The 15949-nt window shown below is 70.3% G+C and carries 16 protein-coding genes; 11 read left to right on the top strand and 5 right to left on the bottom strand.

Translation table 11 applies throughout. From position 1 onward, the window contains the following. Nucleotides 1-9: 9 nt before the first annotated feature. Both HNR00_RS12765 and HNR00_RS12770 read right to left on the bottom strand, forming a co-directional pair. Nucleotides 10-426 carry a CsbD family protein gene (locus HNR00_RS12765; RefSeq protein WP_183569789.1) on the bottom strand — a complete coding sequence of 139 codons (417 nt, stop codon included), beginning with the start codon at nucleotides 424-426 and terminating at the stop codon, nucleotides 10-12. A 162-nt stretch (nucleotides 427-588) separates the two neighbouring features. Next, nucleotides 589-792, bottom strand: coding sequence for a CsbD family protein (locus HNR00_RS12770; RefSeq protein WP_183569791.1), 204 nt, complete (start codon nucleotides 790-792; stop codon nucleotides 589-591). 390 nt (nucleotides 793-1182) lie between these two features. On the opposite strand from HNR00_RS12770, the gene HNR00_RS12775 reads away from it, so the two are divergent. From HNR00_RS12775 to eda, 8 genes are all read left to right on the top strand, one after another. Further along, a complete protein-coding gene (locus tag HNR00_RS12775; RefSeq protein ID WP_183569846.1) occupies nucleotides 1183-1947 on the top strand; it encodes a fumarylacetoacetate hydrolase family protein in 765 nt (254 codons plus the stop codon). Between the two features lie 138 nt (nucleotides 1948-2085). Then, a complete protein-coding gene (locus HNR00_RS12780) occupies nucleotides 2086-3093 on the top strand; it encodes a 2-dehydropantoate 2-reductase (protein WP_183569792.1) in 1008 nt (335 codons plus the stop codon). A gap of 3 nt (nucleotides 3094-3096) precedes the next feature. Continuing rightward, nucleotides 3097-4680 carry an acyl--CoA ligase gene (locus HNR00_RS12785; RefSeq protein ID WP_183569794.1) on the top strand — a complete coding sequence of 528 codons (1584 nt, stop codon included), beginning with the start codon at nucleotides 3097-3099 and terminating at the stop codon, nucleotides 4678-4680. A gap of 163 nt (nucleotides 4681-4843) precedes the next feature. After that, on the top strand, nucleotides 4844-5104 hold the full coding sequence (locus HNR00_RS12790) for a hypothetical protein (RefSeq protein WP_183569796.1): 261 nt from the start codon (nucleotides 4844-4846) through the stop codon (nucleotides 5102-5104). 110 nt (nucleotides 5105-5214) lie between these two features. Next, nucleotides 5215-6762, top strand: coding sequence for a malonate--CoA ligase (locus HNR00_RS12795; RefSeq protein ID WP_183569798.1), 1548 nt, complete (start codon nucleotides 5215-5217; stop codon nucleotides 6760-6762). A gap of 331 nt (nucleotides 6763-7093) precedes the next feature. Further along, nucleotides 7094-8596: a PAS domain S-box protein gene (locus HNR00_RS12800; RefSeq protein WP_183569800.1), complete on the top strand. Its 1503-nt coding sequence runs from the start codon at nucleotides 7094-7096 to the stop codon at nucleotides 8594-8596. A 129-nt stretch (nucleotides 8597-8725) separates the two neighbouring features. Further along, nucleotides 8726-10555 carry a phosphogluconate dehydratase gene (edd, locus tag HNR00_RS12805; protein ID WP_183569802.1) on the top strand — a complete coding sequence of 610 codons (1830 nt, stop codon included), beginning with the start codon at nucleotides 8726-8728 and terminating at the stop codon, nucleotides 10553-10555. Nucleotides 10556-10724: 169 nt separating this feature from the next. Then, entirely contained in the window at nucleotides 10725-11342 is a 618-nt protein-coding gene (gene eda / locus HNR00_RS12810) for a bifunctional 4-hydroxy-2-oxoglutarate aldolase/2-dehydro-3-deoxy-phosphogluconate aldolase (protein WP_183569804.1), read from the top strand. A gap of 62 nt (nucleotides 11343-11404) precedes the next feature. On the opposite strand, the gene HNR00_RS12815 is transcribed toward eda, so the two are convergent. Continuing rightward, nucleotides 11405-11764, bottom strand: a complete 360-nt coding sequence (locus HNR00_RS12815) for a DUF2794 domain-containing protein (RefSeq protein ID WP_183569805.1) — start codon at nucleotides 11762-11764, stop codon at nucleotides 11405-11407. A 503-nt stretch (nucleotides 11765-12267) separates the two neighbouring features. On the opposite strand from HNR00_RS12815, the gene bluB reads away from it, so the two are divergent. Both bluB and HNR00_RS12825 read left to right on the top strand, forming a co-directional pair. Continuing rightward, on the top strand, nucleotides 12268-12933 hold the full coding sequence (bluB, locus tag HNR00_RS12820) for a 5,6-dimethylbenzimidazole synthase (protein ID WP_183569807.1): 666 nt from the start codon (nucleotides 12268-12270) through the stop codon (nucleotides 12931-12933). 178 nt (nucleotides 12934-13111) lie between these two features. After that, a complete protein-coding gene (locus tag HNR00_RS12825) occupies nucleotides 13112-13639 on the top strand; it encodes a L,D-transpeptidase (protein WP_183569809.1) in 528 nt (175 codons plus the stop codon). Between the two features lie 202 nt (nucleotides 13640-13841). Here the strand turns inward: HNR00_RS12825 and HNR00_RS12830 are convergent, their stop codons facing one another. Both HNR00_RS12830 and ndk read right to left on the bottom strand, forming a co-directional pair. Continuing rightward, nucleotides 13842-14222 (bottom strand): hypothetical protein, encoded by a 381-nt coding sequence (locus HNR00_RS12830; RefSeq protein WP_183569811.1) that lies wholly within the window; start codon nucleotides 14220-14222, stop codon nucleotides 13842-13844. 258 nt (nucleotides 14223-14480) lie between these two features. Further along, a complete protein-coding gene (ndk, locus tag HNR00_RS12835; protein ID WP_183569813.1) occupies nucleotides 14481-14903 on the bottom strand; it encodes a nucleoside-diphosphate kinase in 423 nt (140 codons plus the stop codon). A gap of 348 nt (nucleotides 14904-15251) precedes the next feature. On the opposite strand from ndk, the gene HNR00_RS12840 reads away from it, so the two are divergent. Further along, a complete protein-coding gene (locus HNR00_RS12840) occupies nucleotides 15252-15785 on the top strand; it encodes a DUF2147 domain-containing protein (protein ID WP_183569815.1) in 534 nt (177 codons plus the stop codon). Nucleotides 15786-15949 lie beyond the last annotated feature (164 nt).

Here is a 15949-nt window from a genome sequence, read left to right on the forward strand (position 1 = left end):
GGCCTACGCTCAGCGTCCGCGGCTGACGAGCCAGCCGAGGCCGAAAGCCGCCGCCGCCACGAGGGCGAGCGTCGTGCCGCGGTTGTCCTCGGCGCGGGCGACCAGGGCGCGGCCCTGGCGGCGCGCCTCGCTGCCATAACGGCGGCCACGGTGAGTGGCCTCGTCGCGCAGCGAGCGCCCACGCTCGTAGGCCTCGTCCCGAAGCGAGCGTCCGCGGCTCACGGCCTCGTCGGCGAAGTGGCGCCCGTCGCGGTGCAGATCCTCGGCCTGGGCGTGGATGCGGCCATAGGCCGATTGCGCGACGCCGGCCACCTGCTCGTAGGCGCCCTCGACCTGCGGCCGGGCGCGGCCCGTCACGGCGCCGAGCGCGGTGCGCCCGCGGCCCTTGATGTTGCGGATACCGCCTTCGATCTGGTCACGGTTCATGGATTTGTCTCCGATGCGAGAGCGCATTCCGACGAAGTGGACACCGGCTCGTCGCAGGAATGCGCGGGCCGAGCCGACGACGCTCGGATCGGCGCCGGAACAGAAAGAGCCGCACCCGGCACGGGTGCGGCTCCGGTGGTCAGAACCTGAAGCCCGTTCGGATCAGATGCTGCGCTTGATCTTGTCGGCGGCGTTCTTCACGCCGTCCTTGGCCTCGCCGACGGTGCGCTGGGTCTTGCCCTCGACTTCCTGCGCCTTGCCCTCGGCCTGCAGGCGCTCGTTGCCGGTCACCTTGCCGACCGTCTGCTTGACGTTGCCGGCGGCTTCGTTGGCGAGGCCCTTGAGCTTGTCGGTGGTGCTGCTCATCGGTTGTCTCCCTTCAGCTTGTGTGCGCCGGATCGCGGCGCCCTCGGCAAGCGGAACGGTGAGCGCGAGCGTTGGTTCCCAGCATAGGTTATGGGCATTGGTTCGGGCATCCCTGGCCTGCACCGCCCGCATCGGCCCAAGCCCCGCCCTCTGCTTCAAAAAATTTCTGCGCGCCGGCCAAATATTTTCCAGTCAACCTTCGCGGCTCGATGGGTCAAGGATGCTGTATCCAAAATACCTGCCGGCATAGCGTTCGGCCGTTCACGACAAAGCGGCGCCCGCGCCGAAACGAGAGGATCAGAGACTGTCCATGGCCGTCGAGACCGCCCCGCTTCCTTCCGTCGCCGCTCCCGCGGCACGCGGGCGATGAGCGCCGCCATGGATCACGGCGTGACCCGCTGGATCGGCTTCCGCCACGACGGCGCGGCCGGCTTCGGCCGCCTCGACGGCGAGACCGTGGCGGTGTTCGAGGGCGACCTGTTCGACGCGCCGACGGCGACGGGCCGCACCCTGCCGCTGGCGGACGTGACGATCGACCTGCCGTGCCGGCCTTCGAAGATGATCGCCCTGTGGAACAATTTCGGCGCACTCGCCGAGAAGCTGGAACTGGCCCGGCCCGAGGCGCCCCTGTTCCTGATCAAGCCGGCCAACACCTACCGCCCGTCGGGCGCGACCGTCACCGTGCCGGAGGCCGCGGGCCGGGCGCTCTACGAGGGCGAACTCGGCATCGTCATCGGCAAGACGGCGCGGGACGTGTCGGAGGCGCAGGCCCCGGACCACGTCTTCGGCTTCACCTGCATCAACGACGTGACCTCGGCCCCCATCCTGAAGGCGGATGCGAGCTTCACCCAGTGGGCGCGGGCCAAGGGCCTCGACGGGTTCGGGCCGTTCGGCCCGGTGATCGCCACCGGCCTCGCTCCCGAAAGCTTGACCGTGCGCACCCTGGTCAACGGGCGCGAGCGCCAGAACTTTCCGATCTCGGACATGCTGATGCCGGTGCCGCGGCTCGTGGCGCTGATCTCGCAGGGGATGACCCTGGAGCCCGGCGACGTCATCGCCTGCGGCACCTCGGTCGGCTCCGGCCCGATCCCGAAGGGGGCGATTGTCGAGGTCGTGATCGAGGGCATCGGCACGCTCGCCAACCGCTTCGCGTGAGGCGCCCGGCAACGCGCCGAGGGTGACGAGACTTATGAGGGCGGGCCGAAAGCGGAGCGACGAACCCGCCGCGGCCCGGAACGTGAGAGACCGCGCGGCCCCCGACGGGACCCCGCGCAACACAGGTGAGTGAGGGACATGAGCATCGCGATCGTCGGCGCCGGCGCCATCGGCGGCTTTCTCGGGGTCAGGCTGGCGGAGGCCGGCGAGGACGTGACCTTCATCGCCCGCTCCAACGCGGACGCGATCCGCGCGGACGGCATGCGCCTGATCGAGGAGGACGGCACCGAGATCCACTCGAAATCCGTCAAGGCGACCCGCTCGATGCAGGAGGCGGGCGCCCACGACATCGTGCTGCTCACCGTCAAGGCGCATCAGGTCGGCCCCATCGCCGCCGACCTGAAGCACCTGATCGGCCCCGACACCGTCGTGGTGACGATGCAGAACGGGATTCCCTGGTGGTACTTCATGGGCGGGCACGGTGGTGAGCACGCGGGCACGCGGCTCGAGAGCGCCGATCCGGGCGGGCTGATCGCCGACAACCTCGACCCGAAGCACGTCATCGGCTCGGTGGTCTATCCGGCCACCGTGCTCACCGATCCCGGCACCGTGAAGGTGATCGAGGGCAACCGCTTCGGCCTCGGCGAACTCGACGGCTCGAAGTCCGAGCGGGTGCTGGCCCTGTCGCAGCGCCTCGGCAAAGCGGGGTTCCGCGCGCCGGTCACCAGCGACATCCGCGCCGAACTCTGGCTCAAGCTCTGGGGCAACCTCAGCTTCAACCCGATCTCCGCGCTGACCCACGCCACGCTGGAGGACATCTGCCGCTTCCCCGACACGCGGGCGATCGCGGCCGAGATGATGCGCGAGGCCGAGACCATCGCGAACCGCCTCGGCGTCACCTTCCGGCTCGGCATCGAGAAGCGCATCGCGGGCGCCGAGAAGGTCGGCCCGCACAAGACCTCGATGCTGCAGGACGTGGAGGCCGGCCGGCCGATCGAGCTGGAGGCGCTGGTCGGCTCGGTGATCGAGCTCGGCCGCCTCACCGGCACGCCGACCCCGCATATCGACACCGTCTTCGCCCTGATGCGCCTGCTCGCCCAGAGCCTGGAGCGCGCCAACGGGCGCCTCGCGATCCAGGGAGCGTGACCGATGCTTCTGCCCGATAACGCCGCCTCTTCCCCCGATTCGACCGCCAAGGAGACCCCCGTGGCCGCCACGACCCTGTACGACCTGATCCGGGCCGGCGACGACGCGGCCACCGCCCTGTCGAGCCCCGGCGGCGTTCCGCTGACCTTCCAGGCGCTCCGTGCGCTCGTCGACCGCACGGTCGCCGAACTCAACGCCCGCGGCATCGGCCGCGGCGACCGGGTCGCCATCGTGCTGCCGAACGGGCCGGAGATGGCCGCCGCCTTCATCGCGGTGGCCGCCGGCACCACCTCGGCGCCGCTCAACCCGAGCTACAAGGCCGACGAGTTCGAGTTCTACCTCACCGACCTGAAGGCCAAGCTGCTGATCGCCGCCGACGGCTCGGCGACGCCCGCCGCCGCGGTGGCGGAAAAACTCGGCCTGCCGGTCGCGCGGCTGAAGCCGACGCCCGAAGAAGGTGCCGGCAGTTTTTCGCTGCACTTCGCCGACGAGGCCGCCGAGCCCGCCGCCAATGGCGGCCCGGCCAGTTCGGAAGAAATCGCGCTGGTGCTGCACACCTCCGGCACCACCTCGCGGCCCAAGATCGTGCCGCTGACGCAGAGGAACGTCTGCGCCTCGGCGCGCAACATCCGCAACGCAGTGCAGTTCACGGCGGAGGATCGCGGCCTCAACATCATGCCGCTGTTCCACATCCACGGCCTGATCGCGGGCATCCTGGCCCCGCTCTCGGCGGGCGGTCAGGTCTCCTGCACGCCGGGCTTCAACGCGCTGAAGTTCTTCGCCTGGATGGATGAGACCCGCCCGACCTGGTACACCGGCGTGCCGACGATGCATCAGGCAATCCTGGGCCGCGCCGCCCGCAACGCCGAGATCATCGCCCGGAACCCGCTGCGCTTCATCCGCTCCTCGTCCTCGTCGCTGCCGCCGCAGGTGATGAAGGAGTTGGAGGAGACCTTTTCCGCGCCGGTGATCGAGGCCTACGGCATGACCGAGGCCGCCCACCAGATGGCCTCGAACCCGCTGCCGCCCAAGCCCCATTACCCCGGCTCGGTCGGCCTCGCGGCGGGCCCGGAGATCGCGGTGGTCGATTCCGACGGCGAGCCGCTGCCCGCGGGCGAGACCGGCGAGATCGTCATCCGCGGCGACAACGTGATGACGGGCTACGAAAACAACGACAAGGCCAACGCCGAGGCGTTCACGAAGCAGGGCTGGTTCCGCACCGGCGACCAGGGCACGCTCTCCCCCGAGGGCTACCTGACGATCACCGGGCGCCTCAAGGAGATCATCAACCGCGGCGGGGAAAAAATCTCGCCGCGCGAGGTGGACGAGATCCTCATGGACCACCCGGCGGTGTCGCAATGCGTCACCTTCGCGATGCCGCACGACAAGCTCGGCGAGGATGTCTGCGCCGCGATCGTGCTGCGCGAGGGCGTCCATGCCGCCGAGAAGGACATCAAGGGCTTCGCCTCCGAGCGGCTGGCCGCCTTCAAGGTCCCGGCCAAGATCCTGATCCTCGACGAGATCCCCAAGGGCGCCACCGGCAAGCTCCAGCGCATTGGTCTCGCGCAGAAGCTCGGGCTGGCGTAGTATTCTGGCATTCCCCGCGGCCAGACCGGCCGCGGGGGTTTTTGCTCGTTGACGGGCGCCGCGGCGCCCATGAACCCGCCGCCGCCCTTGCCGTGGATGTTCGGCAATTTGTCGATCGCGGCGGGGTGGTCAGGAATGCCTTCGGGATGCCGCCGAGGCCCTGATGCGGGCGCATCTCGGTGCAGGCGATCATGTATCGCAGCCGCTCGCGCGAGACATGATCGAGGCTTTCGAAGGTGGTGCCCTCGGCGCGGCGGTCGAGGCCCTGACGCTCGAGGGCGCGATGATCGCCGAGGGTGAGGGCGGATCGGTCCGGCGCTCGGCGGCGACCTCCGCTTCGACCGCGGCCGTCATCCGCGGGGACGCCCGGCGCGGGCCGCGCCTCTGTGGCGGACGCCGACATGATCACCCGGACACGGTGTGATTTCGCCCGCTCCCTTTTCCGCCGCCCACGCGTTCCTGCTCCGCTTGAACGAAACGCCGCCCTGCGCCAATGCGGTCGCCAAGCGTCGGAACGGGCAGGAGACGGACACGATGGCCGAGGCAGCCGGCAACCACCTGTTCGACCTCGTGCGCGCCCATCTCCCGGCCGATCCGGGCGGGCGCACGGTCATCGAATCCGTCCCCGACGGCCGGCACCACAGCTACGCCGACCTCCTCGCCCGCTCCGCCGCCTATGCCGACGCCCTGACCCGCCTCGGCGTGAAGACCGGCGACCGGGTTGCGGTGCAGGTCGAGAAGAGCGCGGAGGTGATCTTCCTCTATCTCGGCGCGGTGCGGGCCGGGGCGGTCTTCCTGCCGCTCAACACCGCCTATACGGGCGCCGAGATCGCCTACTTCCTCGGCGACGCCGAGCCGGCCCTGTTCGTCTGCGACCCCGCCCGCGAGTCCGATTTCTTGGGTGTTGCCCGTGAGGCAGGGGTGACGCAGGTGCGCACCCTCGGCGGCGACGGGCGCGGCAGCATGGCCGAGGCCGCGGACTCGGCCGCGACCGACTTCACCGACGTGGCGCGCGGGCCCGACGACCTCGCCGCGATCCTCTACACCTCGGGCACGACCGGGCGCTCGAAGGGCGCCATGCTGAGCCACGACAACCTCGTCTCCAACGCGCTCACGCTTGCAGGGTACTGGCACTTCACCGCCCGGGACGTGCTGATCCACGCGCTGCCGGTGTTCCACACTCACGGCCTGTTCGTGGCCACCAACATCGTGCTCGCCACCGGCGGCACCATGCTGTTCCTCCCCCGCCTCGACGCGAAGAAGATCCTGGAACTGCTGCCGCGGGCGACCGCGATGATGGGGGTGCCGACCTTCTACACCCGCCTGCTCAAGGAGCCGGGCCTGACCCGCGAGGCGACCGCGCATATCCGCCTGTTCGTCTCCGGCTCGGCGCCGCTCTTGGCCGAGACGCATCGCGAATGGTCGGAGCGCACCGGCCACGCGATCCTCGAGCGCTACGGCATGACCGAGACCAACATGAACACCTCGAACCCCTACGAGGGCGCGCGCCGGGCCGGCACCGTCGGCTTCCCGCTGCCGGGGGTGACCCTGCGGGTCGTCGAGCCCGAGACCGGCGCCCCGCTCGGGGCGGAAGAGGTCGGGATGATCGAGGTGAAGGGGCCCAACGTGTTCCAGGGCTACTGGCGCATGCCGGAGAAGACGGCGGCCGAGTTCAAGCCCGACGGCTTCTTCGTCACCGGCGATCTCGGCAAGGTCGACCGCGACGGCTACGTCCACATCGTCGGACGCGGCAAGGACCTCATCATCACCGGCGGCTACAACGTCTACCCGAAGGAGATCGAGACCGAGATCGACGCGCTGCCGGGCGTCGTCGAATCGGCGGTGATCGGGCTGGCGCATCCGGATTTCGGCGAGGGCGTCACCGCCGTGGTGGTGGCGGGCGAGGGCGCGCCCGACGAGGCCGGCATCCTCGCGGCGCTGGAGGGGCGGCTCGCCAAGTACAAGTGCCCCAAGCGCGTGCTCTTCGCCGAGGATCTCCCCCGCAACGCCATGGGCAAGGTGCAGAAGAACGTTTTGCGCGAGACCCATGCCGGGCTCTACGCAGCGCCTGCGAAGGGATGATCGGCGGCGCAGGCAAATCGTTCGAAGCCGCATCGGCGGCTTCGCGGCGCGAAGAGCGCCGCGCGGAGCGGGCCTCGGCAAAGCCGAGGCGTCTAGCGAAGCGAAAGCCTAAGCCCGCGGACGCGGGCGCCGGCGACTGAGGCCAGGAAGGAACCCCTCGCGAAGCGTCGGGTTGACCGGCGCCCGGCGTCCTGCGAAGCCCCGGCGAGCGGTGGAACTCTCGCGTCTGTGATGCGAGTGTAGGACCTGAGATGATATGGGGGCAGCCTGTCCGCAGGCGTGGGGGCCGCCTGTTCGACTGCTTCGAGGAACCGTCGGGACAACGCTGACCGTGACCAGCCGCCAGGAGCACGACCGGATCGACGCTGAACTCCACCGCGTCGCCAAGAGCAACGATCCCTTCGCCGCCGCTGTGCGGGCGACGCGGATGCCGATGCTGATCACCGATCCGAGCCAGCCCGACAACCCGATCGTCTTCGTCAACGACGCCTTCACCAAGCTCACCGGCTACAGTCGCGACGAGATCCTGGGCCGCAACTGCCGCTTCCTGCAGGGACCGGAGACGAGCCGCGAGGATGTCGCGAAGATCCGCGACGCCATCGAGCGCCGCATCCCGATCGAGATCGACCTTCAGAACCACAAGAAGAGCGGTGAGGTATTCTGGAACCGGCTGCTGATCTCGCCGGTCTTCGATTCCGACGGCCAGCTCACCTACTTCTTCGCCTCGCAGTTCGACGTGACGCTGGAGCGCGATCGGCTGGTGCGGCTCCAGCGCGACCGCGACGCCCTGGAGCAGGAGGTCGAGCGCCGCAACGACGACCTGAACCGCAGCGAGAGCCGCCTGCACTTCATGCTCGCCGCCGGCCGCCTCGGCGCCTGGAGCCTCGATCTCGGAGATCGCCGCCTCGTCGCCTCGGAGCTGTGCAAGCACAATTTCGGCCGCCCGCCGGGCGAGCCCTTCACCTACGGCGACCTCGTCGCGGCGGTCGTGCCCGAAGACCGGCCGAAGCTGGAGGCCGCGATGCAGGCGGCGATCGATCGACGGGCCGATTACGACGTCGAGCACCGCGTCACCGCGCCGGGCGGCGAGGTGCGCTGGGTGCAGTTGCGCGGCCGGGCCTATTACCGGGCCGACGGCGCGCCGCTCTCAATGGCCGGTATCTCGCTCGACGTGACCGAGCGCAAGCGCGCCGACGAGCAGCGCGCGCTGCTCGCCGCCGAGATGAAGCACCGGGTCAAGAACTCGATCGCCACGGTGCAGTCGATCGCCCACCAGACCCTGCGCAACGCCGCCTCGATCCAGGACGCGCAGACGACGCTCGACGCCCGCCTCAACTCGCTGGCCGGCGCCCACGACATCCTCACCTCCGAGAGCGATGTCGGCGCGACTTTGGCCGAGGCGGTGGAGACGGCGCTGAGCCCGTTCCGGGTCAGCCCGCGCGGCCGCATCCGGGTCGGCGGGCCGGAGGTGCGGCTCTCCCCGCGCCTGACGCTCGCCGTGGTGATGGCGCTCCACGAACTCGCCACCAACGCCTCCAAATACGGCGGCCTCTCCAACGACTCGGGGCGGGTGATCCTGAACTGGGAGGTCGACGGCAAGCGTCCCGACGCCCGCCCGACGAAGGACTTCGCCGACGGCCAGGGCGCGACGCCCGCCCTGCTGCGCCTGCGCTGGGAGGAACTCGACGGCCCCACGGTGGAGAAGCCGAGCCGGGTCGGCTTCGGCACCCGCATGATCGAGCGCGTGCTGGCGGCCGAGTTCGGCGGCCGCGCCGCCATCGACTACCGCCCCCGCGGCCTCGTCTTCACCGTCGAGGCACCGCTGCCGGATTGAGAGGCGCTGACACCTCGCCGAAACGTTCCCTCCGGCGCGATCCCGTTTCGAACCGCTCCATGGTAAGGACGGGCCGAGCCGGGCCCCGTTCTTGCGGGTGACCCGCAAACGAACGAGGCTTGATCCGCCATGCCGGAGCTTCACCCGGACGTCGCCGCGGTCACCGAGCGCGTGATCGCCCGCTCCCGCGACAGCCGCCGCGCCTATCTCGACCTGATCGGGCGCGAGCGCGAGGCCGGCGTCCACCGCCCCAAGCTCGCCTGCGGCAACCTCGCCCACGGCTTCGCGGCGTCGGGCGAGGACAAGCCGGCGATCATCGCGGGCGGCGCCATGAACATCGGCATCGTCACCGCCTACAACGACATGCTCTCGGCGCATCAGCCCTACGGGCGCTACCCTGAGCAGATCAAGCTTTTCGCCCGCGAAGTGGGGGCGACCGCGCAGGTGGCCGGCGGCACGCCCGCCATGTGCGACGGCGTCACGCAAGGGCAGCGCGGCATGGAGCTGTCGCTGTTCTCCCGCGACACCATCGCGATGTCGACCGCCGTCGCCTTGAGCCACGGCATGTTCGAGGGCGCGGCTTTGCTCGGCATCTGCGACAAGATCGTGCCGGGCCTCATCATCGGGGCCCTGCGCTTCGGACACCTGCCGATGATCCTGATCCCGGCCGGTCCCATGCCCTCGGGGCTCGCCAACAAGGAGAAGCAGCGCATCCGCCAGCTCTTCGCCGAGGGCAAGGTCGGGCGGAAGGAACTCTTGGAGAGCGAGTCCGCCTCCTATCACGGGGCCGGCACCTGCACCTTCTACGGCACGGCCAATTCCAACCAGATGATGATGGACGTGATGGGCCTGCACATGCCAGGCGCCTCCTTCATCAATCCGGGCACGCGGCTGCGGCAGGCGGTGACCCGCGCGGCGATCCACCGGCTCACCGAGATCGGCTGGAGCGGCAACGACTACCGCCCGCTCGGGCGCTGCATCGACGAGAAGGCGATCGTCAACGCCATCGTCGGCCTGCTCGCCACCGGCGGTTCGACCAACCACGCGATCCACATCCCGGCCATGGCGCGCGCCGCCGGCATCGTCGTCGACTGGGAGGATTTCGACCGGCTCTCGGGCGCCGTGCCGCTGATCGCCCGCGTCTACCCGAACGGCGCGGGCGACGTGAACCACTTCCACGCCGCCGGCGGCATGTCCTACGTCATCGCCTCGCTGATCGATGCCGGGCTCCTGCACGACGACATCGTCACGGTCGCCGGCACCCGCCTGCGCGACCACGCCCGCGACCCGAAGCTCACGGGTGAGGACGACGGCCTCACCTTCGAGGACGCGCCCGCCGAGCCCCTCGACGACACGATGCTGCGCCCGCCCGCGCGGCCCTTCCAGCCGGACGGCGGGATGCGGCTGGTGAAGGGCAACCTCGGGCGCGCCACCTTCAAGACCAGCGCGGTCGAGCCGCAGCGGCGCACCATCGAAGCCCCGGCCCGCGTCTTCTCCGATCAGGACGACGTCATCGCCGCCTTCAAGGCCGGCGAGCTGGATGGCGACGTGGTGGTGGTGGTCCGCTTCCAGGGCCCGCGGGCCAACGGCATGCCGGAGTTGCACAAGCTGACCCCGCCGCTCGGCGTGCTGCAGGACCGCGGCCACAAGGTCGCGCTGGTGACCGACGGGCGGATGTCCGGCGCCTCCGGCAAGGTGCCGGCCGCGATCCACTTGAGCCCCGAGGCGGTCGGCGGCGGCCCGATCGGCCGCATCCGCGACGGCGACGTCATCCGCCTTTCCGCCGAGGACGGCATCCTGGAGGTGCTGGTCGATCCGGCCGAGTGGGAATCGCGCGAAGACGCCACCCGGCCGCCCGACGGCCTCGGCACCGGCCGCGAACTCTTCGCCTTCATGCGCCAGGGCGCCGACGACGCCGAGCGCGGCGGCTCGGCGATGCTGGCGGCCGCCGGGCTTTGAGAGAACACGCCGCGCACAGTTAAAGCGCGGGTCTCTCCTCCCCCTTGCGGGGAGGAGGACAGGAGGTGGGGGTCGGGCAGAAGGCACCGCCCCGCTTCATCCTGAACCACCCCCACCCCTACCCCTCCCCGCAAGGGGGAGGGGACACGCGTCAGGGCAGGAGACCATCATGAGCACCATCGACGCGCTGATGCGCTCCGTCCCCGTCATCCCCGTCCTCGTCGTCGAGGACGCGAACGACGCCGTGCCGATCGCCGAGGCGCTGGTCGCGGGCGGCCTCACCGCGCTGGAGGTCACCCTGCGCACCCCCGCGGCTTTGGACGTGATCCGGGCGATGTCGTCGGTCGAGGGGGCCGTGGTCGGCGCCGGCACCGTGCTGAACGCCCGCGACCTCGACGCCGGCATCGGTGCGGGCGCGAAGTTCATCGTCAGCCCCGGCCTCACCGCGCCGCTGACGGAGGCGGCGCTGGCCTCCGGCGTGCCCTACCTGCCGGGTGTCGCGACCTCGGCCGACATCATGCGCGGCCTCGACCACGGGCTCGACCGCTTCAAGTTCTTCCCGGCCGAAGCCGCGGGCGGGCTCAAGGCGCTCAAGGCGCTGGCCGCCCCGTTCCATCGAGTCCGCTTCTGCCCCACCGGCGGCATCACCGAGGCCACCGCCCCGGATTGGCTCGCCCATCCGTCGGTGCTCTGCGTCGGCGGAAGCTGGGTCGTGCCCGCGGGCAAGCCCGATCCGAGTGCAATCCGGCGGTTGGCGGAGGCTGCGGGACAACTCCGCAAGGCGTGAGATCAAGCGGGGCTCTGCCCCGCCCCCCGCCGAAGGGATGATCCCTTCGGAATCTCCGGACTTCAGACCGCCTTCAGCGGGCCTTCGAGGACACCCAGCACGCGGGCGAGGTCGTGGCCGCGCTTCAGCACGAGGCCGCTCGCCGCGATCACCGCGTAGGCGCCCTGGCGGCGGGCGAGCTTCGGGTCCTTCTCGACCCGGTAGAGCGGCATCTCGGAAGCGCGGCGGTAGATCGAGAACACCGCCTTGTCGCGCCTGAAATCCACCGCGTAGTCGCGCCACTCGCCCTCCGCGACGCGGCGTCCGTAGAGGTTGAACAGGATCCGCAATTCGTCGCGCTGGAAGGCGACCTGCGGCGTGGCGTTCGATGGAAACGGGATCACCTGCGAATCCCGCGGTTCGGCGCTTGGCCCCTCGCTCATCGTCGCTCCCTGGAGCATCGGTCTGAAAAGGTGGGCACCGGCTCGTCGGAATAAGCCGATGCGGCACGAAAATGGGGAGTATCGGCCCGGACGGGCCGCCGTTTCTTCTCGAGGGAATGATGGGCCGCCGGGTCCGTGCCGGCAAGGTGCTTCGCCGGCCATGCATGGCCGGGGCGCTTTCCGCCCGCCGCCGCAACCGACGTGAATGCATCATGTGCGCCGTCGCACCGTCGGGTGTTGCGGCCACGGTCTCGCCGCGATCTTGCCTTGCCAAGGTCACCGGGACGCGATCAAGTGTGACCTGAAACCTCGTCGGCGCGTCCCCAGGGTGGTGCCTGAAACCCGAGCTCCCCAGCCCTCGGGCGTCATTCCGGACCCGGCTCGCCGACACCCGGAGGTTTCGAGACCCAAGGACTTCAGGCGGCCTCTTCGGAGCGCCGCCCTTTTTTCGTCCGGGCTCCGGCCGTTGCCATTGATCCGCAACGACGCCAGAAGCCGTCACGATGCCCGACGCCCCCTCCCCGCCTGAGATCGGCCCGCCCGTCTTCGACGCCGCCTTCCGGGCGCGGCTCGGCGACCTGTTCGCGTGGCGCCGCGACGTGCGTCGCTTCCGCGCCGACCCGGTGGACGAGGCCAGCCTGCGGGCCTGCCTCGCGCTCGCGGCGCTCGCGCCCTCCGTCGGCAACAGCCAGCCCTGGCGCTTCGTGCGGGTCTCCGACCCCGCCCGCCGCGATGCCGTGACCAACGATTTCGAGCGCTGCAACGCGCAGGCGCGCGACGGCTACGCCGACGAGCGCCGCGCCCTCTACGCCAGCCTGAAGCTCGCGGGGCTCCGGGAAGCCCCGGTCCACCTCGCCGTGTTCTGCGACGGCGCGACGGAGGCCGGCCACGGGCTCGGTCGCGCCACCATGCCGGAGATGCTGCGCTATTCGGCGGTCGCCGCGGTCCACGCCTTCTGGCTCGCCGCCCGCGCCCACGGGCTCGGCGTCGGCTGGGTCTCGATCCTCGAGCCGGCGCGCATCGCCCGCCTCCTCGACGTGCCGGAGGCCTGGGACCTCGTCGCCTATCTCTGCGTCGGCCATCCGCAGGAGGAGCACGCCGACCCGGAACTCGTCCGCCACGGCTGGCAGGCCCGCACGCCGGACGCCGCGCGCCTGCACGAGCGCTGAGCAGGGCGCTTCTTACCCCGACACTTAAAATGCACCGGATCCCGCGAGCCGGGGATTCGCCGTGACTTCAGCCGGCGGTGCACGGCGCCGCGAATCCGAGTCCGCGTGAAGCAATGCGGCAAGACGGAACGGCCCAAGCTCTTCCGAGTTACGCTCAAGCTCGGAAAGGCGGACTTCGATGTTGGGATCAGGCAAGTACAGGGCGGCCCTGGCGGGCGCGCTCGCGGCGGGGCTGTGCCTGGGCGGCACTTGCGTCGGGACCGCGCAGGCCCGTGAGATCGTGCCCTTCGCCGATGGCATGGGCCGCGGCAGCATCGTGGTGCGCACCAGCGAGCGCCGGCTCTACCTCGTCAACGGCGACGGCACGGCGATCCGCTACGCGGTCGCGGTCGGCAAGCCGGGCAAGCAGTGGAGCGGCGCCACCGAGATCGACGGCAAGTATTACCAGCCCGACTGGTCGCCGCCCCGCGAGGTGAAACGCGACAAGCCCTGGCTGCCGAACCTCATCCGCGGCGGCTCGCCGGGCAACCCGATGGGCGTGGCGGCGATGACGCTGCGCGGCGGCGAATACGCGATCCACGGCACCAACCGCCCCAGCTCGATCGGCACCTTCGCGTCCTACGGCTGCATCCGCATGTACAACCACGACATCGCCGACCTGATCGAGCGGGTGTCGGTGGGCACGCAGGTCTACGTGGTGCGGTGAGACGCCGAGCACGCTCCCGGCCGAAGCGTGACCGGGAGCGTGAGGACAAGGCCATCGTTCGAAGCCGCGTGAGCGGCTTCACGGCGCGAAGAGCGCAGCGGGCCTCGGCTCTCAGCCGAGGCGTTGAGCGGAGCGGAAGCCCAAGCCCGCGGAGGCGGGCGCCGGCGCCTGAGGCCGACCAAGAAACCGGTTTGATCGAAGATCAGACCGGGCGCGGCAGCTTGCAGCTGTCGAGGGCGGTCAGCGCCTTGGCGGTGGCGGTGTCGTTGAAGTAGCCGGTGGCCCGGTAGGAGGCGACTTCGTCCTTGTCCAGCGCGGCCAGCGTGCGGTCGGCGTAGCAGCCGCACGGCGCGGTCAGCGTCGATTGCTCGACCTTCTGCAGGCGGGACTGGACGATGGCGCAGGCGTTGCGCACGCGGCCGGTCAGGTTGGACTTCGAAGCCGTCTTGAGCGTCGGATCGGGCGTGTAGCCTTCGAGCGCGGCGTACTGGCCGGGGCGGCTCGCGGTGTTGCAGGCGGCGAGCAGCGAGACGAGGCCGGCCGCGAGCACGAGGCGGCCGGTGCGCGGAAGCGATGAGCGCATGAACAGGAATCCGTATGACGGGAAATCGTCGGAATCCTGTTTCCGGCCAAGCTTGGCCATGGCGCTAGCGCAGGAGAGTCACACCGCTCCCGAATGCGCCGCGCGCCGCACGATTGTCGCGCGGGTGAGTCCGCCGGGCGACGCCCGCCCGGCGAAGGATGCCGTTCCATCGACCTCGAAGAGGTCGCCCGCGCGGCGGCGCGGCGGCGGTCGTCCGCCGAACCTCGTCGCATCCGTTCGGATGCGACGAGACCGAGATTAAGCCGCGATCTGGTCGTCGGTGAAGAACTGGGCGATCTCGGCCTTGGCGTTGTCCACGCTATCCGAACCGTGGACGGTGTTCTCGCCCACGGATTCGGCGAACTGCTTGCGGATCGTGCCCTCGGCGGCCTGGGCCGGGTTCGTGGCGCCCATGACTTCGCGGTACTTGGCCACCGCGTTCTCGCCCTCCAGCACCTGCACGACGACCGGGCCCGAGGTCATGAACTCGACGAGTTCGCCGAAGAACGGGCGCTCCTTGTGCACCTCGTAGAACTTTTCCGCCTGCTCGCGGCTCATGCGGATGCGGCGCTGGCCGACGATGCGCAGGCCCGCGGCCTCGATCACGGCGTTGACCGCGCCGGTGAGGTTGCGCCGGGTGGCGTCGGGCTTGAGGATCGAGAAGGTGCGCTCGGTGGCCATGGGTGTCGTCCGGTGCTGAGGAAAGAGGATCGCGCGACGCGCGGAGCAGCCGGCGCGGGCGGCTTATAGCGGCGGGTTCGGCTGGCCTCAACCGAAGGGAGGCAAGGGGCGGGGCAAGGGGCAGGGCAAGCGGCGAGACAAGGCTTCAGGCAATGGCTCGGAACGGGTGGTGGCGTGGAAAGCGGAGCCGTTTCCGGCTTCGCCATGGCTTTTGCGCAACACCGCCGAAAATTCGCCCGAATGCGGGGGCCTTTTGCCGGGCGAACGATCCGCCTTCCATCCAGGGCGGGTCCGCCGATCTCCGTAAAGCCCCCGCCCCGTTCCGGGGCACAGCCTCAGGAGCCTGCCATGCGTCTTTCCGCCCGCCTCGGCCTCGCCGCCGCCGCACTCCTGGTCTCGACCGCCGCCGAGGCAGCCCCCAAGGACCTCTCCGGCACGTGGCTGACGGGCGACGGACGCGCCAAGATCCGGATCGACCGCTGCGGGCCCGGCGGCTCCAACGCCTGCGGCAAGGTGGTGTGGCTCAAATCGCCGATCGACGATGCCGGCGCGCCGCGCACCGACGCCAAGAACCCCGATCCGAAGAAGCGCGCCCGCCCGATCATCGGCCTGACGCTGCTCGACAACCTCAAGCCCGACGACGCGTCCTTCGCGGGCGAGATCTACAACGCCGACGAGGGCAAGATCTATCAGGTCAGCCTGGAGCGCGAGAGCGAGGCCGAGCTGAACGTGCAGGGCTGCATGCTCAAGGTGCTGTGCGGTTCGCAGACCTGGACCCGCGTGCCGGACGTGAACCAGCAGGCCGCGATCCAGCCGGAAGCCCCGAAGGCCGCCCCGAAGCCGGCGGCCAAGCCCGCCGCCGCGAAGGCCGCCGCGGAGTGAGCGGCCGCGCTCCAAGGCGCAGCGACCTATCATAAGAATCCTGGCCGTCATTCCGGGGCGCCGAAGGCGAACCCGGAATCCATATGTGGACGGCCCCCTTCTCGCAAGGTTTGGAGCGGTGATCTGGTTGCGCTGACCTGCATCCATATGTCCGGCCTGTGATG

The sequence above is a fragment of the Methylorubrum rhodinum genome (genome assembly GCF_014199935.1).
GTDB lineage: Bacteria > Pseudomonadota > Alphaproteobacteria > Rhizobiales > Beijerinckiaceae > Methylobacterium > Methylobacterium rhodinum.